General features: G+C 63.4%; 22 protein-coding genes and 1 pseudogene. 15 read left to right on the top strand and 8 right to left on the bottom strand.

Annotated elements, in window-relative coordinates:
• Positions 1-91: 91 nt before the first annotated feature.
• Both EOC83_RS07520 and EOC83_RS07515 read right to left on the bottom strand, forming a co-directional pair.
• On the bottom strand, positions 92-298 hold the full coding sequence (locus EOC83_RS07520) for an AbrB/MazE/SpoVT family DNA-binding domain-containing protein (protein WP_013529937.1): 207 nt from the start codon (positions 296-298) through the stop codon (positions 92-94).
• A 19-nt stretch (positions 299-317) separates the two neighbouring features.
• Positions 318-1,436, bottom strand: coding sequence for a hypothetical protein (locus EOC83_RS07515; protein WP_013529936.1), 1,119 nt, complete (start codon positions 1,434-1,436; stop codon positions 318-320).
• Between the two features lie 102 nt (positions 1,437-1,538).
• On the opposite strand from EOC83_RS07515, the gene EOC83_RS07510 reads away from it, so the two are divergent.
• The 5 genes from EOC83_RS07510 to EOC83_RS07490 all read left to right on the top strand — a co-directional run bounded on the left by EOC83_RS07510 (position 1,539) and on the right by EOC83_RS07490 (position 4,721).
• A complete protein-coding gene (locus EOC83_RS07510) occupies positions 1,539-1,976 on the top strand; it encodes a DsrE family protein (RefSeq protein ID WP_013529935.1) in 438 nt (145 codons plus the stop codon).
• 125 nt (positions 1,977-2,101) lie between these two features.
• Entirely contained in the window at positions 2,102-2,881 is a 780-nt protein-coding gene (locus tag EOC83_RS07505) for an SDR family oxidoreductase (protein WP_013529934.1), read from the top strand.
• 62 nt (positions 2,882-2,943) lie between these two features.
• Complete coding sequence (locus EOC83_RS07500; protein ID WP_063168863.1) at positions 2,944-3,252, top strand: putative quinol monooxygenase; 309 nt, start codon at positions 2,944-2,946, stop codon at positions 3,250-3,252.
• Between the two features lie 28 nt (positions 3,253-3,280).
• Entirely contained in the window at positions 3,281-3,526 is a 246-nt protein-coding gene (locus EOC83_RS07495) for a type II toxin-antitoxin system Phd/YefM family antitoxin (RefSeq protein WP_013529932.1), read from the top strand.
• 91 nt (positions 3,527-3,617) lie between these two features.
• Positions 3,618-4,721 (top strand): AbrB family transcriptional regulator, encoded by a 1,104-nt coding sequence (locus EOC83_RS07490; RefSeq protein ID WP_063168864.1) that lies wholly within the window; start codon positions 3,618-3,620, stop codon positions 4,719-4,721.
• A 7-nt stretch (positions 4,722-4,728) separates the two neighbouring features.
• On the opposite strand, the gene EOC83_RS07485 is transcribed toward EOC83_RS07490, so the two are convergent.
• Together EOC83_RS07485 and EOC83_RS07480 are read right to left on the bottom strand one after the other, a co-directional pair.
• A complete protein-coding gene (locus EOC83_RS07485) occupies positions 4,729-5,808 on the bottom strand; it encodes a siderophore-interacting protein (RefSeq protein WP_063170323.1) in 1,080 nt (359 codons plus the stop codon).
• A 125-nt stretch (positions 5,809-5,933) separates the two neighbouring features.
• Entirely contained in the window at positions 5,934-6,818 is an 885-nt protein-coding gene (locus tag EOC83_RS07480; RefSeq protein WP_013529929.1) for a LysR family transcriptional regulator, read from the bottom strand.
• Between the two features lie 147 nt (positions 6,819-6,965).
• Here EOC83_RS07480 and EOC83_RS07475 point away from each other — a divergent pair.
• A pseudogene (locus EOC83_RS07475) lies at positions 6,966-8,498 on the top strand (MFS transporter).
• A 23-nt stretch (positions 8,499-8,521) separates the two neighbouring features.
• Here the strand turns inward: EOC83_RS07475 and EOC83_RS07470 are convergent.
• A complete protein-coding gene (locus EOC83_RS07470; protein WP_063168865.1) occupies positions 8,522-9,298 on the bottom strand; it encodes an esterase family protein in 777 nt (258 codons plus the stop codon).
• Positions 9,299-9,302: 4 nt separating this feature from the next.
• Complete coding sequence (locus EOC83_RS07465; protein WP_063168866.1) at positions 9,303-10,469, bottom strand: ATP-grasp domain-containing protein; 1,167 nt, start codon at positions 10,467-10,469, stop codon at positions 9,303-9,305.
• Positions 10,470-11,292: 823 nt separating this feature from the next.
• Here EOC83_RS07465 and leuA point away from each other — a divergent pair.
• The 4 genes from leuA (at position 11,293) to EOC83_RS07440 (ending at position 16,723) form a co-directional block, all read left to right on the top strand.
• Positions 11,293-13,032, top strand: a complete 1,740-nt coding sequence (leuA, locus tag EOC83_RS07455; RefSeq protein WP_032899463.1) for a 2-isopropylmalate synthase — start codon at positions 11,293-11,295, stop codon at positions 13,030-13,032.
• A 183-nt stretch (positions 13,033-13,215) separates the two neighbouring features.
• A complete protein-coding gene (locus EOC83_RS07450) occupies positions 13,216-14,991 on the top strand; it encodes a hypothetical protein (protein WP_063168867.1) in 1,776 nt (591 codons plus the stop codon).
• 197 nt (positions 14,992-15,188) lie between these two features.
• The gene (locus EOC83_RS07445; protein ID WP_024504511.1) at positions 15,189-15,992 is read left to right on the top strand and encodes an alpha/beta fold hydrolase; all 804 of its coding nucleotides are present in this window, start codon (positions 15,189-15,191) and stop codon (positions 15,990-15,992) included.
• A 113-nt stretch (positions 15,993-16,105) separates the two neighbouring features.
• Complete coding sequence (locus EOC83_RS07440) at positions 16,106-16,723, top strand: hypothetical protein (RefSeq protein ID WP_063168868.1); 618 nt, start codon at positions 16,106-16,108, stop codon at positions 16,721-16,723.
• Here EOC83_RS07440 and EOC83_RS07435 read toward each other — a convergent pair.
• Positions 16,707-17,630 (bottom strand): metallophosphoesterase, encoded by a 924-nt coding sequence (locus EOC83_RS07435; protein WP_013529920.1) that lies wholly within the window; start codon positions 17,628-17,630, stop codon positions 16,707-16,709. The two genes, EOC83_RS07440 and EOC83_RS07435, sit on opposite strands and share 17 nt — an antisense overlap.
• Before the next feature lie 53 nt (positions 17,631-17,683).
• On the opposite strand from EOC83_RS07435, the gene EOC83_RS07430 reads away from it, so the two are divergent.
• Entirely contained in the window at positions 17,684-18,178 is a 495-nt protein-coding gene (locus tag EOC83_RS07430) for an NUDIX domain-containing protein (protein ID WP_063168869.1), read from the top strand.
• A 1-nt stretch (position 18,179) separates the two neighbouring features.
• Here EOC83_RS07430 and EOC83_RS07425 read toward each other — a convergent pair whose 3' ends face one another.
• Positions 18,180-19,172: a glutathione S-transferase family protein gene (locus EOC83_RS07425; protein ID WP_063168870.1), complete on the bottom strand. Its 993-nt coding sequence runs from the start codon at positions 19,170-19,172 to the stop codon at positions 18,180-18,182.
• Between the two features lie 274 nt (positions 19,173-19,446).
• Here EOC83_RS07425 and EOC83_RS07420 point away from each other — a divergent pair, with 274 nt between their 5' ends.
• The 4 genes from EOC83_RS07420 to EOC83_RS07405 are packed head-to-tail and all read left to right on the top strand — an operon-like array spanning position 19,447 to position 22,799.
• Positions 19,447-19,983 carry an N-acetyltransferase gene (locus tag EOC83_RS07420; protein ID WP_013529917.1) on the top strand — a complete coding sequence of 179 codons (537 nt, stop codon included), beginning with the start codon at positions 19,447-19,449 and terminating at the stop codon, positions 19,981-19,983.
• 60 nt (positions 19,984-20,043) lie between these two features.
• Positions 20,044-20,805, top strand: a complete 762-nt coding sequence (locus tag EOC83_RS07415) for a 3-hydroxyacyl-CoA dehydrogenase (protein WP_027162200.1) — start codon at positions 20,044-20,046, stop codon at positions 20,803-20,805.
• A 7-nt stretch (positions 20,806-20,812) separates the two neighbouring features.
• Positions 20,813-21,988, top strand: coding sequence for a CaiB/BaiF CoA-transferase family protein (locus EOC83_RS07410; protein ID WP_063168871.1), 1,176 nt, complete (start codon positions 20,813-20,815; stop codon positions 21,986-21,988).
• 31 nt (positions 21,989-22,019) lie between these two features.
• On the top strand, positions 22,020-22,799 hold the full coding sequence (locus EOC83_RS07405; RefSeq protein WP_063168872.1) for a HugZ family protein: 780 nt from the start codon (positions 22,020-22,022) through the stop codon (positions 22,797-22,799).
• The last annotated feature ends 14 nt before the right edge of the window (positions 22,800-22,813 follow it).

Raw genomic sequence — 22,813 nt, 5'->3', positions numbered from 1 at the left:
ACCTTGTCCGTAGAGTGCAGCGGAACAGAATTCTGCACCGCAGCAGCGCTCAGATGTCACGCATGGATCCTATGGTCTGCGCCGCCAGTCTCTATCGGCCTTCCAAAGCTGCCTCAACAAAATCGTCGTCAAGTGGCCCGGTCAAACTGTCGAGCCAGACCCAATCCTGCGCAAGCGGTTCGAGAACGACCGCTCGGCCCTCGCGAAGGATTGAAATCTCGCCGGTATCGAAACGGTATTTCTTCGGCATGCGTACTGCTTGCGATCCGCCAGACCAAAAGACTTTTGCCTTATCCATTCGCGCCCTCCATTGAAGCTCAAGGCGAGCAGGCCGATTGCGGCATCGGCTGCAGCCGATAGACCTTGTCGTCGGATTTCGTCTTTCCGGCGTCCGCCTTCGAACACAGGTCGACGATTGCAAGCGCGCTGTTTGGGTTGGCCAGCATCATCGTGCCGTTGGCGCCACGCTTGAGGAAAATCTCCTTCTGCGCGATGTCGCAGGAGAAATTGCTCATCTTCGTGCTGGCCGCGCAGCGCCACTGGTCGGCTTCGCCCTGGCAGGAATAGGTCTGCGTCACCTTGGCCGATTTCTGCCGTGTGGTGACGGTAACGGCAATGTCGGCGCCGTCTGGCCAATTGGCGGTGTCACCGCCCGAGGCGAAGGACGCCAGTTCTACCTTGCCGCGGAAAACCCGGATCGACTGGGTGAGTTGATCGGGGTGCGAGCCGAGATGCGCTGCATCGTAGTCGCGCCCATAGCAGAACGCCTGGTCCGGCTTCAGCCGCTCGCGTAGCGGAGCTCCGAGCGCAGCGGCGACTGGGTCGATGCGCGCGAACTCCGCCTGGCAGGTCGCTGCCGGCATCGGGTCGAGGCGGAAATTGTCATCCTCCGAGCCGAGCGCCCGCCTGTCATATTCCGCTGCGCCAAGCTCCTCTTCTGATCCGGCATCGAGATAGATGTCGGGCTGCAGATCCGAGAGGAACAGCCGACCCTTGTCATCGACCTTCAGCGACGCAAGCGTCCGGTCGCATTCCATGCCGCAATGGACCGGGCCCGTCTTGCCGTCCTCGGAAGCATGATTGCACCAGCCGCCGGCCCATTCAGGCGACTTGGCGCCGCGCACGGTGGTGGCGATGAAGGCATTGTAGGACGTGTCGGAATTCCCGGTCGGTTCCTCGTTCGGCCGGCTGACCGGATCATGGCCGTAGTAGAAGAAGATCCGCGCCACCTTCTGCTTCGGGTGCGCCTTGAGATGCGCCCCATCATAGACGCGGCCGAAACAGGCATCAGCGCCGTTCGGACTGAGTTCGGTAAGCTTCAGCGCATCGTCGGCGGAGGCCGATCCGGCAAGCGCGCCGAGCAGCACGGCGCAAAACCCGGCGCCGGCAACCGTCTTCCATTCCCCCAACCCAAACGCCCATTCCTTCAACGCCATGTGACCTCTCCTCCGCATCGAAAGGACGCAACGGCAATTTATGCTAGTATTGCGGCTGGAGTCACGCAATTCGCGGTCAGCCGCCAAGCGGAGGAGGATGCCATGCGCCGGCGCGACATGTTCCGCACGGTTCTTGCCGGAACCGGAACGCTTCTCGGTCTGCGGGCAGCACAGGCAGCCGCCACCGAGCCCACAAGGCAAAAAGTCGCCTACCACTTGAGCGACACCGACAAGGTCAATTTCGTGCTCGGCAACATCAAGAACCATTATGAAGGCACCGGCGGCAAGGTCGACATCGTGCTGGTCGTGCATGGTCCCGCGCTCGCGGCCTTCAAGTCGAAAGGCATATCGGCCGCGATTTCCGGGCGCTTCGCCGGCCTGGTGCAGCAGGGATTGGAACCCCACGCCTGCGCCAACACCATGCACGGCATGGACATCACACTCCCCGACCTGCTCGCCGGATTTCATGCCGCCGACAAGGGCGGCGTCGTCAAACTCGCCGAACTGCAAGGCCAGGGTTACGCCTATCTGCGTCCGTAGAGCGGTTTGTTTGACGCAAATCCCCCGGGGAAAGCGCTCACACTTTTCCTTGAATTGCTCCAAGGCTTGAACACCGGGGTGGCAAGGGCCTACGAAGGGCAGGCAGACATCCCGGAGGAAGAACCGTGCCAGCCACCACACTCAGCATACCCGATCTTGCCGGCAAGGCAGTGCTGGTTACCGGTGCATCGACCGGCATCGGGGCGGCGCTCGCGCTGGCCTATGCAGCGCAGAAATGCAAGGTGGCGCTGCATTATAACTCGAGCCGCGACGCCGCCGAGAAGCTCGGCCTGACGATTGCCGACAAGGGCGGCGAGGTGTTTCTCGTCCAGGGCGATTTCTCCGTTGCCGCCGATGTCGAGCGCGTCGTCGAGGACAGTGCGCAATATTTCGGCCGCCTCGACGGGCTGGTCAACAATGCCGGCGGCATGCTCGGCCGCATCCCCTATGCCGAGCAGACCGAGGCGCATTACGATGCGGTGATGGACCTCAACGCCCGTTCGGTGCTGACTGCTTCGCGCAAGGCGATCCCGTGGCTGAAGAAACAGGGCGGCTTCATCGTCAACACCTCCTCGATCGCCGCCCGCAATGGTGCCGGCGGCGGCGCCGGGCTTTACGGCTCTGCCAAGGCTTTCGTCTCCAATGTGACGCGCGGCATGGCAAAGGAGCTGATCGGCTTCGGCATCCGCGTCAACGCGGTGGCGCCCGGCACCATTCTCACCCCGTTCCACGAGCGCTATTCGACCGACGAGCAGATCAAGGGCATGGTCGCCACCATTCCGCAGGGACGCGCCGGCACGGCGCAGGATTGCGTCGGCGCCTATCTGTTCCTCTCTTCCGACCTTCTCAGCGGCTACATCACCGGCCAGGTGATCGAGGTGAATGGCGGCCAGTTGATGCCTTGAACGGCTATCGCCATACTGGCGATCTGCACGCTCTTGTCGAAAACCTCAAAGGAGACAACGGAATGTACGGACTGATCGGCAAGATGCGGGCGTCGCGCGGCCAGCGCGACGCGGTCATGGACCTCCTGCGCGCCAGCACCGGCGCCCTGTCGGGCTGCCTGAGCTATATCATCGCGCGCGATCCCGCCGATGCCGACGCGATCTGGGTCACCGAAGTGTGGACCGACGCCGAAAGCCACAAGGCCTCGCTGCAGCTTCCCGAAGTCCAGGCAGCGATCGCCAAGGCGCGGCCGTTCATCGCCGGCTTCGAATTCCAGGTCGAGACCCACCCCGTCGGCGGCTTCGGCCTAGCCGACAGCAAGACGGGGTGAGTTCGATGCCAATTTTGAGGAGCAATCTTTGACGCAGACAGTAAACATTCGCGATGCGAAAGCTCATCTGTCGCGCCTTGTGAGACGTGCAGCCCAAGGCGAGTCGTTTGTTATTGCCAAAGCCGGCAAGCCGTTGGCCAGAATCGTGCCGATCGAACAGCCGACGCTGCAGGCGCGACGGGTCGGTTTTATGGCCGGCCAGTTTTCCGTCCCCGACGATTTCGACCGCATGGGTCGCAATGAGATCGAGCAACGGTTCAACGCCGGCTTGTGAGACCTGTTACTCGACACCTGGGCGGGTGAAACAATCATTTTTCTGTGAATCGCGGTTCGCATTTTTCGCCCTGCGGGTCTAAGAGCGAAACATGGATTCCTCGGCCGAGCAGCCCTCCCCGGACCTGCCCACACTCGAGCGCATGGCGCGGATGCGCAAGCTCTGGCAGTGGCTTGCCCTGCTGGTTGTTTCCTTGCTGTTTGCCGGCGCGCTGGAACTCGCCGCCCTGCCGGCGGCGCTGCTGATCGGGCCGATGCTGGCCGCCATCGTCGCCGGCACCAATGGCGCCACGGTGCGCGTGCCGCGTCTTCTGTTCGGCGCCGCCCAGGCGATCGTCGGCTGCCTCGTCGCGGCGTCGATCTCGGCCGACATCTTTCCGGTCTTCACCCAGGAATGGCCGCTGTTTCTCGGCGTCGTGGTGGCCACCGTCACAGCCTCCAGCCTGCTCGGCTGGCTGATCAGCCGCTGGCGCATCCTGCCCGGCACCACCGCCGTCTGGGGCTCGTCGCCGGGTGCGGCCACCGCCATGGTGCTGATGGCGGGTGCCTTCGGCGCCGATCAGCGGCTCGTCGCTTTCATGCAATATCTGCGCGTCATCTTCGTCTCGATGACGGCGGCACTCGTTGCCAAGATGTGGGTCGACACGTCTGAGGTCGAAATCCCCGCCATCGTCTGGTTTCCGCCGATCGATGCCCAAGCCTTCGCCGCCACCATCGGCATCGCGGTCGTAGGCGGCCTGGCGGGAAAGTTGTGCCGACTGCCCTCGCCCTTCTTCCTCGGCACCTTCATCTTCGGCACCGTCGTCCATCTCGGCTTGGGCGTGGAAATGCAATTGCCGCAATGGCTGCTGGCCGTCAGCTACGCCATGGTCGGCTGGTCGATCGGCCTGAACTTCACAAGGGCGATCCTGCGCCATGCGGCGCGCGCCTTGCCGCAGATCATCGCCTCGATCGTGGCCTTGATCGCCTTTTGCGGCGGCCTTGCCTTCATGATCAGCCATCTCCTGGGCATCGATCCGCTGACCGCCTATCTGGCGACCAGCCCCGGCGGCATGGACAGCATCGCCATCATCGCTGCAGCAGCGCAGAACGTCGACATCTCTTTCGTCATGGCGCTGCAATCAGCACGCTTCCTGATCGTGCTGCTGATCGGCCCGAGCGTCGCGCGGCTGGTGGCGAGAAGCGTCAGGCAATAGGCAGCGGCTAGTCCTCGCCGCCCTCGCCCACGCTGTGCGCGTCCCGGCGCCAGTAGGCCGTAACCAGGTGGCGGTCGCGCGGCAGGCCCCACTGTTTGCGCACGATCTTGCGGATCTCCCGGAAATCGCCAAATTCGCAACCGACCCAGACGTACAGGCCGTCGGCAAGCGCCATGTGCTTGCGCTCGCGCAAGGCGGCGGACAACAGGCCCGCGGTGCCGGCCTCGCGGCCGTGCCGGTAAAGCCAGGTGATGTCGATATTATCCCCTTGCGCCAGCGCCATCCGGTCGTCCGGCCCATCGATCTCGATCAGCGCCTCAGCGCGTGTTGACGGCGGCAGATCTTCCAGAATCCTGCCTATGGCGGGAAGTGCTGTGTCGTCGCCGAGCAGAAGCAAGGTCTGCGCCACCGGAGCGTCGCCGCCACCGGGTCCGATCATGCCGATGACATCTCCCGCCCGTGCATTTTGCGCGAAGCTGGCGGCGGGCGTCTCCTGGCCGGGGTGCAGCACGAAATCGACATCGAGCCAGCCGCTTGCGGCATCCAGCGCCCGGATCGTGTAGACCCGCACGGCAAGAGCATCGTCGCCCGAAGGCCAGACAATCAGGCCGTCGGCGCCCATCGTCGGCCAGAGCGGCTGGCGGCCAGCCGGCGGCAGCAGCAGCCGCATGTGCAGGCCGCCATGGCTGAACCGGCCGAGATCCTTGCCGGCGAAGCGCAGACGCTGCATATGCGCCGAAATCCGCGTCGACGACATCACCGTGATCTCGCGGAAGAAGACCGGCGTGCCGGCGTCAACGCCGTCGCCTTGCCAATGAATGCCCCTGGTCGTGCCGAGATGTTCGGCGACATGGCCGGCAACCGTCATCTTCATGTAGGACAGGCAGGTTTCGTCGGACGCCGCGACGCGGATCAGTACGCTTTCATCATCGAGCGTGGCGCTCAACGAACCATAATAGAGGCGAAGCTCCCATTGGTCGGCGACGCCGGTGTCGATCTCGAATTCGCTGTGCTCGGCGCGCAGCCGGTCCATCACCGACCTGATCGCCGCGTCGCTGATCCGGGTTTGCGCGCTCAATTGGTCCATCATTCAAGTCCTATGCAACAGTTCGGGGCAAGCGCCGCAGCGCCCCCGCGGTCAGCGGCATGCCACAGCCGCTCAAGCGCTTCCACACAAACATGACTATCACTGTCATATTATGCGATGAACGCCTAGCGCGCCGCAAGGCGATCGGGAAGGAAATCGACGAACACGCGCACCTTCGGCGACAAATGGCGGTTGGAAGGCCACAGCATCCGGAACTGGCCACGGCCGTCGACATGACCGTCGAGAACGGTACGCAGCCTGTCTTCGTGCAGCGCCTCACGCACCAGGAAATCCGGCATGCAGGCGATGCCGAGGCCGGCGATCGTGGCGCCCTTCAATGCTTCCATGTTGTTGCAGGTCAGCATCGAGCGGATCTGCGGTTCAGCGCTTCCGGTTATGAACGGCCACTCCAGCAGCCTGCCGCTGTTGAGGAAGCGGAAGTTTATGCCGAAATGCCTGATGAGATCCGCCGGCTCGCCGGGTGTGCCATGGCGCTCGAGGTAGGAGGGCGCCGCGCACAGCAGCATGCGGAAGGGCGCAACGGGTCTCGACACGAGGCGCGAATCAGGCAGCTCGCCGCTGCGGATCGCGACATCGATGCCCTCGTCGATGACGTCGACGATCCGGTCGTTGAAATCGATGTCGAGTTCGATCTCGGGATAGCGGGCCATGAACTCCGACAACACCGGCAGCAACAGATGATAGGTGACGATCGGGGTGGATATGCGCAGCCGCCCACGCGGTGTTTCCCGTGTCCGCGACAGCATCGCCTCGGCATCGTCGATGTCGTCGAGGATGCGGCGCACCCGCTCGTTGAACAGCTTGCCCTCTTCCGTCAGGCCAATGCGCCGCGTGCTGCGCTGCAGGAGCCGCACGCCGAGTTCCTGCTCGAGCCGGGCGACACTTTTGCCGACAGCGGAAGCCGAGATGCCAAGCGCCCGTCCGGCAGCGACGAAATTGCCGAATTCGGCGGTGCGGGCAAAGGCCAGGAGCCCGTTGAGACGATCCATCGTGTCATTCCATTCGAGCGTTTCAGTCCGATATACCAGGAGATATAACACTATTCTTCCTGAAATGCCGACGACCTATCTTGTCATCACGACCGGCTCCGCAATCGCGCGGCCCACCGGCGAGTGCTGTTTCAGATAGGAAAATCCATGACTTCCAGGACCACAACCGGCTCTGCCGAGAGATGGCTCGTGCTCTTGTCCGTGTGCCTTGCCGCGATGACGATGCCATTGACCTTCACCGGTCCGGCCGTCGCTCTGTCGCGCATCGCGGCCGATCTCGGCGGCAGTCCCATCGAGCTCAACTGGGTGACCAACGCCTTCATGCTGACCTTCGGCGCCACCCTGATGGCGTCGGGCGCCCTGGCCGACAACCACGGCCGCAAGCGCCTCTTCCTCGTCGGCCTCTCCCTCTATATCCTGGCATCACTGGGCGCGATGCTGGCGCCGGACATCATCTGGTTCGACATCTTCCGGGCCGTGCAGGGGATCGGCAGTGCGGCCGCCTTCGCTGGCGGCGCCTCGGCACTCGCCCAGGAATTCGAAGGGCCATTGCGGCTGCGCGCCTTCAGCTTCCTCGGCACCAGTTTCGGCATCGGCCTCGCCTTCGGCCCGATCGCGTCGGGCCTGCTTATCTCCGCATTCGGCTGGCGGTCGATCTTTCTTCTGGTTGCGGCACTCGCGATTGCCGCCGCCATGCTCGGCCTGCGCACCATCAGGGAATCGCGCGACCCGGATGCGACGGGCCTCGACTGGGCGGGAGCCGGCACCTTCACGATCGCGCTGGCGTCGCTGACCTATGGCGTGCTCCAGGCGCCGCAGAGCGGCTGGGCTGATCCCCTCGTCGTCACGCTTCTGGCCGCTTCTATCATCTGTTTTGTCGCCTTCGTCGTTGTCGAGCGGCAAGCACAACGGCCGATGCTCGATCTCACGCTGTTTGCCTACCCCCGCTTCGTCGGCGTCCAGTTCCTGGCTGCGGCACCCGCTTACGCCTTCGTCGTCCTGCTCGTCCTGTTGCCGATCCGTTTCATCGGCATCGAAGGGATGAACGAGATCAAGGCCGGGCAATTGATGATCTGCCTCTCAGGTCCGCTGCTGATCCTGCCGATGCTCGCCGGCCAGCTGGCGCGCTGGATCGCACCGGCCACCATCTGCGGTGTCGGCCTGCTCGTCGCTGCCGCCGGGCTTGTCTGGCTGAGCCTGACACCACCGGTCGATAGTGCGCTGATGGCGCCGCTGATGCTGATCGGCGTCGGCATCGCTCTGCCCTGGGGATTGATGGACGGGCTTGCGGTCAGCGTCGTGCCAAGGGAGCGCGCCGGCATGGCGGTCGGCATCTTCAACACCACCCGCGTCGCCTGCGAGGGTGTGGCGCTGGCGATCGTCATGGCGACGCTTTCCGGCTTTGCCGCCGCGCAGCTCGCCGCATAAGGAATGGCATCTTCGACGGACGCAGCGGCGGCAGCCCAGTTGCTGGTGACCGGCAATCTCGGCGAAGCAGCACAACATTTGCCCCAAGCCGGAGCCATTGTTCTGGTCCAGGCCTACGAGACGGCGTTCGACAGGCTGCTGATCGTGTTGGCGGCGATCACCGTCGTCACCGCCCTTGTCGTCTTCCTTGGCCTGCGTCGCGTATCGGCTTCGGAGCGCGAAACCGCCCTGCCGGCATGCCAGGAAGGGTAGCCGTCAGCGGACGGGCCTCCCTATCAATCCAGCCTGTGCATCAGGTCGTCATCCAGCCAACGGCCGAAGAAATAGACCAGTTGCTTGTGCCACCACGGCCAGTCGTGGCTGACATCGCCGCCCCAGTAATCGACCCAGGCGGGAATGGATTTGTCGCGCAGGATCTGTTCCAACCTGCGCGTCTCGACCAGCATCCGCTCTTCCCAGGCGCCCTGCCCGCAGCAGAAGATCAGCCTGAGCGTCTTCAGCCGGGCCAGCAGTTTGGGATCGACGATGCCGGGCAGATAGTCGAGCGGCGAGTTGTAGAAGATATCGCCCTCGAGCGCCCTGCCGAAAAAATCGCGCGCCGAATAGACGCCCGACAGCGCGATGACGCCGCTGGCGAGTTCGGGAAAGCGGAAGACGAAGTTCGAGGAGTGATAGCCGCCCATCGAACAGCCCGAGAACAGCGGCTTCAGCTTGCGCCCGCCATTGGCCTGCTCGGCCGTGGACAGGAAGTCCGGCAGCGCTTCCTCGCGCACATAGCGGAAATAGGCCTCGTGGCGGGCAATGCGATGGGCCGCGTCGGCATGCTTGTCGAAGAAGGATTCCGAATCGACGCCGTCGACCGTGAACAGCTGGATGCGGCCGGTGTCGATGAATTCGGCCAGTGCGCCCACCCCGCCGGAATCCTCGAACTGGTAGAACCGGCCCTGCGAGGTCGGAAACACCACCACCGGCCGGCCGGCATGGCCGTAGCGCTTGTATTCCATGTCGCGGCCGAGTTGGCTCGAGAAATTCTTATGATAGGAAATGTCCATCGCCTCACGCCTTTTCCGCGTGGATGTACGCGACCGCTTCGCGCAGCGCTGCTTCGTCTTTCGAGCGCATCTGGTAGGCGTAATTTCCCATGGCGCGGCTGAAAACCTCTTCGATGGCCTGATGGTGGACGATCTTGTCGCGGTGCGCGGCTAGCACGTCCTCATGGCTGTGCAAATAGTGGAGGCGTCGCTTGCGGCTGGCATAGGCGGTGAAATATTTGCCCTCGTAAGGGCCGCCGGCGGCATCCCTGACCACCATGTCGGCCCACGCCGCATAGACATCGATGTCGAACGTATAGTTGATCGCATCGGTCATCCAGGCGCCGGGCGGGCGCATGTTGACCTCCAGCGCGATGACACGGTCGTCCTTGGTCTCGAACAGCTCGATGTGGAAGAAGCGTTCACGCACGTCGAATGCTTTCAGGATCTTTCGACCGGCCTCCTCGACCGCCGGGTTGATTCTGGGAAAGCAGGTATAGCTCATGTGGCGGTCCTTGTTGACCACCTCCATGACGCTCTGGTCGTAGCGGTGGCTGGCCGCCAGCACCACCTCGCCGTCGCGGTTGACCAGCCCGTCATAGGTCACCACCAGCCCCTCGATGAACTGCTCCATGACGAAGGTCACGTCCTCGGGCTTGTCCCGGAAGAACTGGTCGAGCTCCTTGGCGTTGGAGATCTTGAAGGTGTTCGATGCGCCGGAACCGCTGTCGGGCTTGACCACCACCGGATAGCCAACGCGCCGGATGAAGGTCATGGCCCCGGCGCGGTCGGAACATTTGCGCTGCGCGATGGTGTCGACGCCGCTCTTGCGGAAGAAGGCACGCATGCGGCTCTTGCGCTTCAGGTTCTTCACGAAATCGAGCTTGGTGCCGTAGATGTTGAAATCGGTGCGGATGTTGGCTTCCAGCTCCAGCCAGTGTTCGTTGAGCGATTCAAAGCGGTCGATGCGGCCCCACTTGTGGATGAAATGCCCCATTGCCCGGAACACCGGATCATAGTCCTCCATGTCGGCGACACGGTAGTACTCGCTGAGCGCCGCCTTCAGCTTGGCGTCGAGCGCGTCATAGGGCGCGTCGCCGATACCGAGCAGCCTGGCCCCGGCCTTCTTCAAACGGTCGCAGAAATCCGCGCCATTGGCGGGAAAATGCGGCGAGAAGAACACGAAATTCATGGACGACCCCTCCCGGCGACTGGACATCGCAACCCGTCGCCCAAGTCTGGCGCATTTGCCGCGCCTGGGGAAGAGCACGCGCGTCGGGGTGCCGCCCGTCTCAACCAGCCGACAGACAAATCGGACAACTCATCTGCTGCCTAATCCGGACGACTGCTTACGACACGGCCTGCCGAACTCAGCTGAACAAAGGCCTGGCGGCGGCAGTCAGTTCGGCGGTGTTGGCAGCCTTTGTGCCGAAAGTTTTTAATGATAGGAATTTTTTCTTGACTCCCTGCCCTCAGCTAAGGTACATTTTCATCCATGGTGCTGATTTGCGCCAGTGACCCGCCGCACAGGCGGGTTTTTCGTTTGACGCTTCGTCGGCCAACGCGCCGGCAAAGGCTCCGAAGAAGCCCGTTAACCCGGATTCGTTGTCCTGCACGGCCTGCGGCCCGCTTCATCCCCAGCCTCCATTCGCTGGCTATGAAACCGGACAACTCACGTGCTAATCCGGACAACTCATGTGCTTACGACACGGCCCGCGGCCCACTTGCCTCCCACAAGCCGCTCCTGTAAGAGAACCGCCATGAACACGCGCGCCAGCAACGCTTCCCGTCCGACCGGTTTTTCCGGCGAGACCGTGCGCGCGCTGGCTTCGACCCTGCTTCTTCTCGGCCTTATCGGCGATCGCCGGGTTCGCTGAAGGAGCGCCCGGCGGTCGAACCGCCGCGCAAGCGCATGCTCCTTGGCAATCACATCAAGCGAACGAAATTCTGGTAAAGGCGCCGCTCGCCATCAATCCACCTGAAGGTGGATCCATGAGCCGCCGGGAGAAACGACGATGAACGCACGAGAAGAGATCCGCTCCGATGCCGCGGTAGCCGACACGGATTCGGCCAAAGGCATGCCCGACGCGGCTCGCAAATATCAGCCCTATCCGACCGTCGGTCTCACCGATCGCACCTGGCCCTCGAAGGTTATCGACAAGGCGCCGATCTGGTGCTCGGTCGACCTGCGCGACGGAAACCAGGCGCTGATCGATCCTATGGGCCATGAGCGCAAGGCACGCATGTTCGGCCTGCTGCTCGACATGGGCTTCAAGGAGATCGAGATCGGCTTCCCGTCGGCATCGCAGACCGATTTCGACTTTGCCCGCTGGTGCATCGAGGAAGGCAACGTACCCGCCGATGTCTCGCTGCAGGTGCTGGTGCAGTGCCGGCCGGAGCTGATCACCCGCACCTTCGAGGCGCTGAAGGGCGCCACCAACCCGATCGTCCATTTCTACAATTCGACCAGCGAATTGCAGCGTCGCGTCGTCTTCGAGAAGGACGTCGGCGGCATCAAGCGGATCGCCACCGACGCCGCCAAGATGATCACCGACATGGCGGCCAAGGCCGGCGGAGGCTTTCGTTTCGAGTATTCGCCGGAAAGCTTTACCGGCACCGAGCTGGAAGTTGCGCTGGAGATCTGCAACGCCGTCACCGAGATCGTCAGGCCGACCGCTGACAACAAGCTGATCATCAACCTGCCCTCGACGGTCGAGATGTCGACACCCAACATCTATGCCGATCGCATCGAGTGGATGTGCCGCAACCTCGACAACCGGGAGAACCTGCTGGTCTCGCTGCATCCGCACAATGACCGCGGCACCGGCATCGCCACCACCGAGCTCGGCCTGATGGCCGGCGCCGACCGTGTCGAAGGCACGCTGTTCGGCAATGGCGAGCGCACCGGCAATGTCGACATCGTCACGCTGGCGCTGAACATGTACACGCAAGGTGTCGATCCGTTGATCGACTGCTCGGACATCAACCGGATGAAGGACGTCTATGAATATTCGAACCAGTTGAAGATCCCCGAGCGCCACCCCTATGTCGGCGAACTCGTCTACACCGCCTTTTCCGGTTCGCACCAGGATGCCATCAACAAGGGCATGAAGGCGCTGAAGAAGGCCAATACGAGTCTGTGGGAAGTGCCCTATCTGCCGATCGACCCGGCCGATGTCGGACGCAGCTACGAAGCCATCATCCGCATCAATTCGCAGTCCGGCAAGGGCGGCATCGCCTATGTGCTGCAGGCCGATTACGGCCTCAATTTGCCGCGCAACCTGCAGATCGAGTTCAGCCAGGAAATCCAGGCGATCACCGATGCCGAGGGCAAGGAAGTGCCGGCCAGGCGCATCTACGAGCGCTTTCTCGAGACCTATGTCGACCAGCCCGGCGCGCGGCTGAAATTCCTCGATCACCACACCTATCCCAGCACCGAGATCAAGGGCCGGCGCGTCGTCGAGGCGGTCATCCTCGACAACGGCAAGGAACTGACGATATCGGGCACAGGCACCGGCCCGATCGACGGCTTCGTCGATGCGCTGTCACGTCATCTCGGTGTCGAGATGTCGGTGCTCGACTATTCCGAGCACTCGATGCAGCGCGGCTCGAACGCGTCGGCCATTTCCTATGTCGAGATGGAATATCCCGGCGGCAAGCTGTTCGGCGCAGGCATCAACACCAACATCGTCGCCGCCTCGCTGGAAGCAGTGATGTCCGCCGCCAACCGTATCGTCGGCAAAAAAGCCGGCTGACGCCCGACGGGAACAAAGATCGGAACCGTCCAATCTGGTGATCGGTTCCGACCTTTCGGGCCGTTAACCACCGCGGAATTATCCGGTGGGTACGTGATCGCATAATGGGGTGTATACTTGTGTGGTGGTGCGGGACCTATATGATCGCGCCTCAACCTGTGCCGACTTCGAGAGGATCGACACTTGCAGCATGCCACGCCTGCCGCCCCCGCAGTGCGCGAGACACTGGAGCGACTGCTTGCCAGCCAAACGTTCGGCCGATCCGAACGCGCGCGCAAGCTGCTACGCTATCTTGTCGAACGTGAACAGGCCGGCGAAGCCGACAGGCTCAAGGGCTTTTCCATTGCCATGGATGTTTTCGGCAAGGACGGCGATTTCGACCCGTCCACCGATGCCGTGGTGCGGGTGCAGGCAGGCAGGCTGCGCGAGCTTCTGCAGCACTATTTCGCCAATGAGGGAATTGCCGAACCGGTCCGCATCGCCATTCCGCGCGGCGGCTATGTTCCTGCCTATGAATCGAATGCGATCCGCCTGCCGGATATTGCCGAGGCTGTTCCCGAACTCAGGCTGGACGGCGCCGCATCCGCCGATCGGTCAAACGAAGCCGGCACGGGCACGCCGGAGGCGATGTCTCTGACTTCCGTACCGACTTCGCCTGCCCCCTCGGTGGCGCGCCATCTCCGCTTTTTCTGGATGGCGATCGCCCTGGTCATCGCCATGCTGGGCGTACTGATCCTTCGCCAGGGCAGCACTGCCTTGCTGGCAGGCGGCGACATCTCGGCAACGCCGGAGACCGCTGGCGCAACCGCAAGCATCACATCGTCGGCAAGGGCTGACGCCCTGCCGCAAGTCTATATCGGACTCAAGGCTGACGGCTCCGACGCCAGCCGTGTCGCCGCATCGCTGCGCGCCGGCCTGAGTGGCTTCGATACGATCGACTTCATCGGCCGCGACACCGTCAACGATCCAGCCGACGACGCTGCGAGCTTCATATTCGACATCCTGCCCGGACCGGACGCGGGCGATATCACGATAGAACTGCAAAGCATGGCGTCCGGACGGGTGCTTCTATCGCGCAATCTCACCCCTGCCGACAGCGCACCTGCGGCGGTCGAAGACCGTATTGCCGACATGCTGAGCTCGGCACTCCCCGCCTCCGGCACCATCTACAACTATATCGAGCAGACCGGCACGCCAAACGGTCTGACGCAGTGCCTGCTGCTCAACGGCAAATATTACCTCGACCAGAACGCCAGGACCCATGAGGCGGCCTATCGTTGCCTCGAGAAGCTGGCCAATGGTGGAACCAAGTCCTCGCTCGTCTATTCGGAACTTGCTTCCCTGCATCTCGAGGCGGTGTCCGATCATTACGCCTATCCGCCCAACGCGACGATTGAAACAGCCGTCGAGTTTGCCCATCGCGGCGTGCAGATGGGTCCGACCAGCCCTTATGCGCATCGCGCCTACGGCTATGTCAGTTCGCACCTCGGCAATACGGACGAATCAATCCGCTGGATGCGCAAGGCCTATGAACTCAACCCCTACGATCTCGGCATGGCCGCCGCTTACGGTTACGGGCTGATCTTCGCCGGACGCTACGCCGAGGGAACGCCGATCCTCGATCATGCGGCGGAGACCTTCAGCGGACACCCGACATGGTGGGACTATGGGCTGTTCGTCGGTGAGCTCATGCTCGGCGACACGAACAAGGCAGTCGCGGCCAGCATGGCACTGAGAACGACCGCAACGAAATCACACTATCTGGCGGCACGGCTGATCGGCGCCAAGGCTGCCGGACAGGACCATCTGGTGAGCACGCTGCTGAAACAGTTGACCACCGAGTTCCCCAAATTTGCCGCCGATCCGCGGGCGACTTTCGTCGAGCGGAAATATCCGGCCGACCTGACCGACCGGCTGGTTCAGGCGCTGCGCGCTGCCGGGCTCGGCAGCCCGAGCTGACATCATCGACGTCCGCGCACTGGCTGCGCCGTGTCCCGATGGATTTACTGCGCTCCGATCGCCGAATGCCGGTTGATCCCCAAGTTCTGTACACAACCGTACAAATCGCGAAAATTTTACTGGTCATCATGTCGGACTAGGAGCAATTCAGCCACGATTGGTGTCGCGCATTCTGCAATAACAAAAAATCAGCTTTCATGACCGCATCACTTTTTGCCGCCGAAGAGGGTGTTGGCTCGAAGGCCATCGTCCTGCTGCACGGTTTCGGCGGCTGCCACGATGTATGGCGCGAGGTGATTTCCGCCCTGACGCCTTCCACGCATACGCTGGCCTATGATCTGCCTGGGCATGGGATGTCGCTCGACTTTCCCGCCGCCGGTCCGGCCAGGGTGGCGGCCAAGGCCGTGCTGACCGACCTCTCGGAGCGTCGGCTGAAGCGCGTTCATCTCGTGGGCCACTCGATGGGTGGTGCCGTGGCGGCGCTGATGGCGCTGGCCGAGCCCGAAAAGATAGCCTCGCTGACGCTTCTGGCGCCGGGCGGCCTTGGCCCCGAAATCAACGGGCCGCTGTTGCGCCGCTATGCCGAAGCCGCGGATCGGTCCGAGATCCGCTCCTGCCTCTCCCAGATGTCGGGACCTTCTGCCCTGCCGCTCGAACATACGGTGGACATCCTTTGGGAAATGCGCAGGCGACCCGGCCAACTCGAAAAGCTGGTCGGGATCGCGGCCGCCATGACCGTGGACGATCGGCAAGGCGTCATCCCGCACGATCGCCTCGATCGGCTGAACATGCCGGTAATGGTGGCATGGGGAACCAGCGATGCGGTGCTGCCCTTTACCCAGGCGGATGACCTGCCGGCGCATTTTCACGTGCACCACGTGCTGGAGGCGGGCCATATGCTGGCCGAGGAAGCACCCGACCTCGTTGCCGAGATCATTCGCCGCAACACCAGCCGCCGCGCCAGGCCGCACCGCCAGAAATTCGCCGCCGCAGCCAGCTGACCTTTTCGCGCACGACGACCCTCCTGAGCACCCCGACGCCGTCGATCTCGCCAGTGCATTTTGCCGGCGGCTGTGTTAACCCAGTGTTAACCAAACCCACGAGGCAGACGCCGATGAAGGAAGCAGGCGAGAAGACCATCGACCAGTCGAAGAAACTGTCCGATGCCATCCGTGATGTCAAAAATGCCTTCGCCGACCGCGACGATGTCGTCGTCGACATGCGCGAGGCGCATCGCATGCGCCTCGATCTGCTTGCCGCCGAGCTGGCGCCGGTTTTTGCCGATGTTCCGGCCGACATGGACAATTTCGACTTTGTCGTCTCGTCCGGCTTGCAGCCGCGCCTGTGGATCGACGCCATCAGCCATGTCGCCATGGGGCGCGACCGCCGCACCTATCGCTTCCTCAAGGACACCCGCATCGGCCGGGTGGTGCTTGCCGAATCCACTGAGATGAAATCGGTTGCCGATTCCGTGACGCGCTATGTCGCCGAGCGCATCGTCGAGCGTCAGAGGATGCTGGAAGGCGGCGTCGAACCCGCCGTCGCCGGCCTGAAACGTGCGTATGTGCCAGAAGCCGAACCGCCGCTGCGCGCGACGGAGCGCGGCAAACGCTGGTCGGCCCTTCTGTCCGGGCTTGGCCTGGTCGCTGCCGGCGCATTGGTCGGCCTTGTGGTGTCGGTCGTCCTGTTCTGGGACCGCATCATGGCCATGGTTGTCAATTTGCGGCCATAGCGGCCTCGGCGCCAAGCTCCACCGTCTGCAGATCGGATGGCGGTATGGACGGCCCGGTCAGGCCGCGCCGTGTCAGCCGGATCCGCCAGTTTCCCTTTTCACCGTCGATGTCGAACAGATTATACTGCGCCGCCGGGTGCTTGCCACCCGGCGCCTGGCCGGCGGCAGCGACACCGACCGCCGGGATCCTGACGCCTCGACCGCCGATGAAGAACAGCGACGGCAGATGCGAATGGCCGTGCAGCACAAGGTCGGCGCCATGGCGGCGAATGATCTTGTTGAAGCGGGCGATGCCGAACAGCCGCTTGTGCTGCGGGACCGCGCCGCGCACCGGCGGATGATGGATCATGATGACGCGGAACAGCCCCTGTCCGGCAGTGTCCTGGAGGATTTTGCCGAGCCTATCCCCCTGGCCTTCCATGAAAAACCCATTGGCCATGAAGGGTGCCGTGGCGCGCGCCGTCGAGACGCCGATCAGCGCGACATTGCCGCGTACACGCAGATAGGGGAAGGCGTTGCGGTCGACCGGCGTGTTGACGCCGTCGCCGCTCATCCACGCCGCCCAGGACCGGCAGACCTTGTCGAAGGCGCCTGGCACATAGGCGTCGTGATTGCCCGGAACGACCGAAACATCATGCGGCGGCCCCAGCGTCTCCAGCCAGTGCCTGGCCATCTCGATCTCGCCGTCGAGCGCCAGATTGACCAGGTCGCCGGTGACGGCGAGGTGATCAGGCGTGTTCGCCTTGATGTCGGCGACGATCGTGTCAATGACCGCATCATGCATATGGCGGCGGCGGTTGCGCTGCCAGTTGACATAGCCGAGCACGCGCTTGGAGGCGAGATCGCGATAGGATACATCGGGGAGCGGCCCCAGATGGACATCGGAAATATGCGCGAGCCTGAACATACAACCTTCATAGGCGACCCGCGCGCGGCTTTCCACCCACGGTTTCGCTATCAATGACGAGCCCTGAAGATGCCTTCCGCCAGACCGGCTGGCCAGGGTTGAGGGCCAGGCTGTTCCATCTCTATTTCGTGCTGCGGAGGCCGATGACGCTTGGCGTGCGCGGCCTGATCCACGACACAGCGTCCAGATCCGTCTTCCTTATTCGCCATACCTATGTACCGGGCTGGCAGCTTCCCGGCGGCGGCGTCGAAGTCGGCGAGACGATGAACGAGGCGCTGGCCCGTGAACTGGCCGAGGAAGGCAACATCGCACTGACCGCCCCGCCGGTGCTCAAATCGATGCATTTCAACCGCCGCTCCAGCCGCCGCGATCATGTCGGCCTTTATCTGCTCGAGCATTTCAGCCAGACGGCGCCGAAGCTGCCGGACCACGAGATCGCCGAAGCCGGCTTCTTCCCGCTCGACCGCTTGCCGCGGGGCACGACGCCGGCGACGCTGCGCCGGATCGCCGAGGTTTTTGACGGCGAGCAGCCCTCGCCCTACTGGTAGGTCAGGCCGCCGCTTTCTCGAAGCGGGCCCGGTCATGCCGTGCGGCATAATCGAGATCCGGTCCGACAGGCACGATCCGCGTCGGATTGATCGTCTGGTGGCTGCCGTAATAATGAGCCTTGATGTGATGCATGTTCACCGTCCCGGCCACGCCAGGGACCTGATAGAGATCGCGCAGATAGTTGGACAGGTTCGGGTAGTCGGCGATGCGGCGCAGATTGCATTTGAAATGGCCGACATAAACCGGATCGAAGCGCACCAGCGTGGTGAACAGCCGCCAGTCGGCCTCGGTGATACGACCACCGACGAGATAGCGCTGTTTTGCCAGTCGCTCCTCCAACGTATCCAGCGCCGAAAACAGCTCGCCGAAAGCCTCTTCATAGGCGCGTTGCGTGGTGGCGAAGCCGGCGCGATAGACGCCGTTGTTGATGGCGGGATAGACCAGCGCATTGATGCGGTCGATCTCGCCGCGCAACGCCTTCGGATAGAAATCGAAGCTGGCGTCGCCCCAATCATCGAAGGCTGAATTCAGCATGCGGATGATTTCGGAAGACTCGTTGGAGACGATGGTCTGCTCCTTTTTGTCCCACAGCACCGGCACAGTCACCCTGCCCGAATAGGCGGGATCGGCCTTGGCATAGATCTGGTGCAGGAAGTCGAGGCCGTAGAGCGTGTCGCCCGTGGCGCCGTCCTCAGCTACGAACGTCCAGCCGTTGGCGCCCATGAAATGATGCACCACGGACACCGATATGATGCCCTCCAGCTTCTTCAGCGCACGAAAGATCAACGTCCGGTGGGCCCACGGACAGGCAAGCGAGACATAGAGGTGATAGCGGCCGGGCTCGGCCTTGAAACCGCGCGTCCGGCCTTCGGCAGGCGCCCCGCCAACGGTGATCCAGTCGCGCCATTGCGACTGCGCCCGCACGAACCTGCCACCATTGTCCGCCGTATCGTACCAGCGGTCCTGCCATCTTCCTTCGACCAGCAATCCCATGCGAATCTCCTTGCGTCCTGTTGGTTGATGTAGGCGCAAGGCTGCCCTGTCGAAGACGTCAGGTGCTGAACAGACCGTCACTTGGCCGAAATGACGGACAGAAACGGCCGATTGCAGCGGCGGGAAATTGATGCTAGCGGACAATCCGCATGTTCGACTTTGCTTTGATCCGGTTTGACCGACGACGAAAGGGCGCCCGCGCTTGATGAAGCGCTGACTGGCGAATGCTGCCGTTTGCAGCAACCTTTCCTCCTTGTACCGGACCGCAAAGACCATGAGCCTTGCCGACGTGAAATACCTGCCGGAAACCCCGGCGCACGACCCCGAGATCGAAGCCATCAACGACGAAGCCTTCGGGCCCGGCCGCTTTGTGCTGGCCGCCTACAAGATTCGTGAGGCCGGAGGGCACGAGCGCTCGCTGTCCTTTGTCGCCGTCAATGGCGACATCGTCGTCGCCTCGGTGCGCATGACCCGCATCGCCGCCGGTGCCGGCCGCGCATTGATGCTCGGGCCGCTCGCCGTGCGGCCGGCCTTCAAGAATCTCGGCATCGGCCGCCGGCTGGTGGCGATCGCGCTGGAGGCCGCTGCCCGGGCCGGCGCACCTGCCGTCATGCTGGTCGGTGACGAGCCCTATTACGGGCCGCTCGGTTTCAAGCGGATTCCGCGCGGCCAGATTTCGATGCCGCGCCCCGTCGACCTCGACCGGCTGCTGTCGCACGAGATCGCGCCGGGCGCGGTCGCCAGGCTCTTGGGCGAGGTCTGCCACGCCGATCAGGCCAGGGTGACCGATCCTACCGCGGCGATGGCTTGACCTTTCCCATCGATCTGGCGCCTGATCCGTCCACTGTTCCTGAGATCAAAGGATGACGTCATGAACCCGAACGGCCAGATCGCGATCGTCACCGGCGGCGGCTCCGGCCTTGGCGAGGCAACGGCGCGCGCGCTGGCCACCAAGGGAGCCCGCGTCGCCATCTTCGATGTCGGTATTGACCGCGCGGTCAAGGTCGCGGCCGAGATCGGCGGTATTGCCGTCCAATGCGACGTCAGCAGCGCCGACAGTGGGACTGCTGCCCTCGCCGACGTCGCCGCCAAGCTTGGCGAGCCGCGTATCCTGATCAATTGCGCCGGCATCGCCATCGGTGTGAAGACGATCGGCAAGGATGGTCCCCATCCGCTTGATCAGTACCGCAAGGTGATCGAGGTCAATCTGATCGGCACGTTCAACATGATCCGCCTCGTCGCCGAACGCGCGTCGAAGCTCGAGCCGCTGCCGGGCGGCGAGCGCGGCGTCATTGTCAACACCGCTTCGGTTGCCGCCTATGATGGCCAGATCGGGCAGGCCGCCTATGCGGCGTCCAAGGGCGGCGTCGTCGGCATGACGCTGCCGGTGGCGCGCGACCTTGCCCGTTCCGGCATCCGCGTCTGCACCATCGCTCCCGGCATCTTCAAGACGCCGATGATGGCCGGCATGCCGCAAGAGGTGCAGGATTCACTGGGCGCCGCCGTGCCGTTCCCGTCGCGCCTGGGCGAACCGTCCGAATATGCCGCTCTCGCCCTGCACATCATCGAGAACCAGATGCTGAACGGCGAGACCATTCGCCTCGACGGCGCCATTCGCATGGCGCCGAAATAAACCGGTCATGAGCGCCGGCCTGTCCGCTGCCGCTAAAACCGGTCCGCTGACCGGGCTGAAGGTGATCGAGATGGCCGGGCTCGGCGCCGTGCCGCTGGCCGGCCTGATGCTGTCGGAGATGGGCGCGCAACTGTTGCGCATCGAACGGGCGGGGACGAGCCAGCTCCTGCCGCTGCCGGATGAGTATAACATCGACCGCCATGGCCGCGCCGTGCTGCGCCTCGACCTGAAGCGCCGTGAAGGCACCGATCTGTTGCTGCGCCTTGCCGAAAAGGCGGACATGTTGCTCGAAGGCTTTCGCCCGGGCGTCATGGAACGGCTCGGCCTCGGCCCGGAAACGGTGCTGGTGCGTAACCCGGCGCTGATCTACGGCCGTATGACCGGCTTCGGCCAGGGCGGTCCGCTCGCCGGCCGCGCCGGCCATGACATAACCTACCTCGCCTATAGCGGCGTGCTGCACGCCATCGGCCATGCCGGCGGCCGTCCCGTCACGCCGCTCAACCTCGTTGCAGACTATGGCGGTGGCGCCATGATGCTGATTGCCGGTGTGCTGGCCGCCCTGTTCCAACGTTCGCGCACGGGCAAGGGTGAAGTTATCGACGCCGCGATGGTCGATGGCGCCTCGATGCTGGCGGTGCCCCTGCACGCCTTGATGGCGGCCGGCTTGTGGAGCGACAAGCGTGGCGCGAACCTGCTCGATTCCGGCGCCCCGTTCTACGACACCTATGAGACGTCGGACGGACGTCATATCGCCATCGGTTGTCTCGAGCCGCAATTCTTCGCCGAATTCGCGAGGCTGCTGCCGCTCGACGAGTGCTTTGCATCCGGCCAGTACGACAAGGCCCTGTGGCCGCCGATGCGCGCCGCCATTGCCGATCGGATCCGGCAGAAACCACGCGACGACTGGGACCGGTTGTTCGCGCAAACCGATGCCTGCGTTGCACCCGTTCTGTCGCTGCAAGAGGCAAAGCACCACCCGCACAATCGGGCACGCAACGCCTCTGTGACGGCAGGTGCATTTGAGCGCCCGGCCCCGGCCCCGCGTTTCTCGAGTTCGCAACCGACATTGGCCACTATGCCCGGCGATGAGGATTTGTTGCCGTCGACAACGCTGGCACGTTTCGGCTTTGCGAAAGCCGAGATCGACGACCTTGTCAAATCCGGCTTGCTGACCGATAACTAGAGAACAAAAATCAACTTACTGCGGTGCTGCCTTGGACGACCCGAAGAAGGACGTGATCCGTGAGACGGACGCCGAAGCGATCCGGCTGGCGAAGACGCTTCTGCGCAGCGCCCGCTTTGGCGCCCTGGCGGTGATCGAACCGCAAACCGGCTCGCCGCTGGCCAGCAGGGTTGGCGTGGCCACCGACATCGACGGCGCACCGCTGATCCTGGTGTCGATGCTTTCGGCGCACACCGGCGCGCTGCTTGCCGACCCGCGCTGTTCCCTGTTGCTCGGCGAACCAGGCAAGGGCGACCCGCTGGCGCACCCGCGCCTGACACTGGTCTGCCAGGCGGTAAGGATCGAGCGCGGATCGGCCGAACACGCCCGCACCGAGCGCCGTTACCTCAATCACAATGCCAGGGCGAAACTTTACGCCGGTCTCGGTGACTTTTCGATCTTTCGCCTCGATCCGCAACGCGCCAGCCTCAACGGCGGCTTCGGCAAGGCCTATCAGCTCGACCGATCGGATCTGCTCGCCAGCGGACCGGTCGTCGAGGAACTCGCGGCGCGCGAACAATCGGCCATCGACCACATGAACGCCGACCATCTCGACGCGATCGCCGTTTACGCACAGCATTTCGCCAAAGTATCCGGCAACGGCTGGCGTATTGCCGGATTCGATGCCGATGGCATGGATCTGGTGTCGGGCGACGGCGCTTGCCGGGTCTTTTACCCGCAACCTCTGGGCGCAGCAGGTGAATTGCGGCACGTTCTGGTCGATATGGCGAGGGCGGGCCGAGCCATTGTCGACGCCGGGACTGAGACTTAATTATGCTGGATCAA

The organism is Mesorhizobium sp. Primo-A, from assembly GCF_003997175.1.
GTDB lineage: Bacteria > Pseudomonadota > Alphaproteobacteria > Rhizobiales > Rhizobiaceae > Mesorhizobium > Mesorhizobium ciceri.
The sequence above is the reverse complement of the archived record's forward strand: the minus strand, read 5'-3'. Positions and strand labels throughout refer to the sequence as shown.

What these genes read in the sequence shown, in the direction of transcription:
- EOC83_RS07445 (WP_024504511.1), top strand. Translation starts at nt 15,189, where the DNA reads ATGACCGCATCACTTTTTGCCGCCGAAGAGGGTGTTGGCTCGAAGGCC.
- EOC83_RS07520 (WP_013529937.1), bottom strand. Translation starts at nt 298, where the DNA reads ATGGATAAGGCAAAAGTCTTTTGGTCTGGCGGATCGCAAGCAGTACGC.
- EOC83_RS07485 (WP_063170323.1), bottom strand. Translation starts at nt 5,808, where the DNA reads ATGGACCAATTGAGCGCGCAAACCCGGATCAGCGACGCGGCGATCAGG.
- leuA (WP_032899463.1), top strand. Translation starts at nt 11,293, where the DNA reads ATGAACGCACGAGAAGAGATCCGCTCCGATGCCGCGGTAGCCGACACG.
- EOC83_RS07490 (WP_063168864.1), top strand. Translation starts at nt 3,618, where the DNA reads ATGGATTCCTCGGCCGAGCAGCCCTCCCCGGACCTGCCCACACTCGAG.
- EOC83_RS07500 (WP_063168863.1), top strand. Translation starts at nt 2,944, where the DNA reads ATGTACGGACTGATCGGCAAGATGCGGGCGTCGCGCGGCCAGCGCGAC.
- EOC83_RS07410 (WP_063168871.1), top strand. Translation starts at nt 20,813, where the DNA reads ATGAGCGCCGGCCTGTCCGCTGCCGCTAAAACCGGTCCGCTGACCGGG.
- EOC83_RS07465 (WP_063168866.1), bottom strand. Translation starts at nt 10,469, where the DNA reads ATGAATTTCGTGTTCTTCTCGCCGCATTTTCCCGCCAATGGCGCGGAT.
- EOC83_RS07480 (WP_013529929.1), bottom strand. Translation starts at nt 6,818, where the DNA reads ATGGATCGTCTCAACGGGCTCCTGGCCTTTGCCCGCACCGCCGAATTC.
- EOC83_RS07515 (WP_013529936.1), bottom strand. Translation starts at nt 1,436, where the DNA reads ATGGCGTTGAAGGAATGGGCGTTTGGGTTGGGGGAATGGAAGACGGTT.
- EOC83_RS07425 (WP_063168870.1), bottom strand. Translation starts at nt 19,172, where the DNA reads ATGGGATTGCTGGTCGAAGGAAGATGGCAGGACCGCTGGTACGATACG.
- EOC83_RS07420 (WP_013529917.1), top strand. Translation starts at nt 19,447, where the DNA reads ATGAGCCTTGCCGACGTGAAATACCTGCCGGAAACCCCGGCGCACGAC.
- EOC83_RS07430 (WP_063168869.1), top strand. Translation starts at nt 17,684, where the DNA reads ATGACGAGCCCTGAAGATGCCTTCCGCCAGACCGGCTGGCCAGGGTTG.
- EOC83_RS07470 (WP_063168865.1), bottom strand. Translation starts at nt 9,298, where the DNA reads ATGGACATTTCCTATCATAAGAATTTCTCGAGCCAACTCGGCCGCGAC.
- EOC83_RS07415 (WP_027162200.1), top strand. Translation starts at nt 20,044, where the DNA reads ATGAACCCGAACGGCCAGATCGCGATCGTCACCGGCGGCGGCTCCGGC.
- EOC83_RS07510 (WP_013529935.1), top strand. Translation starts at nt 1,539, where the DNA reads ATGCGCCGGCGCGACATGTTCCGCACGGTTCTTGCCGGAACCGGAACG.
- EOC83_RS07440 (WP_063168868.1), top strand. Translation starts at nt 16,106, where the DNA reads ATGAAGGAAGCAGGCGAGAAGACCATCGACCAGTCGAAGAAACTGTCC.
- EOC83_RS07435 (WP_013529920.1), bottom strand. Translation starts at nt 17,630, where the DNA reads ATGTTCAGGCTCGCGCATATTTCCGATGTCCATCTGGGGCCGCTCCCC.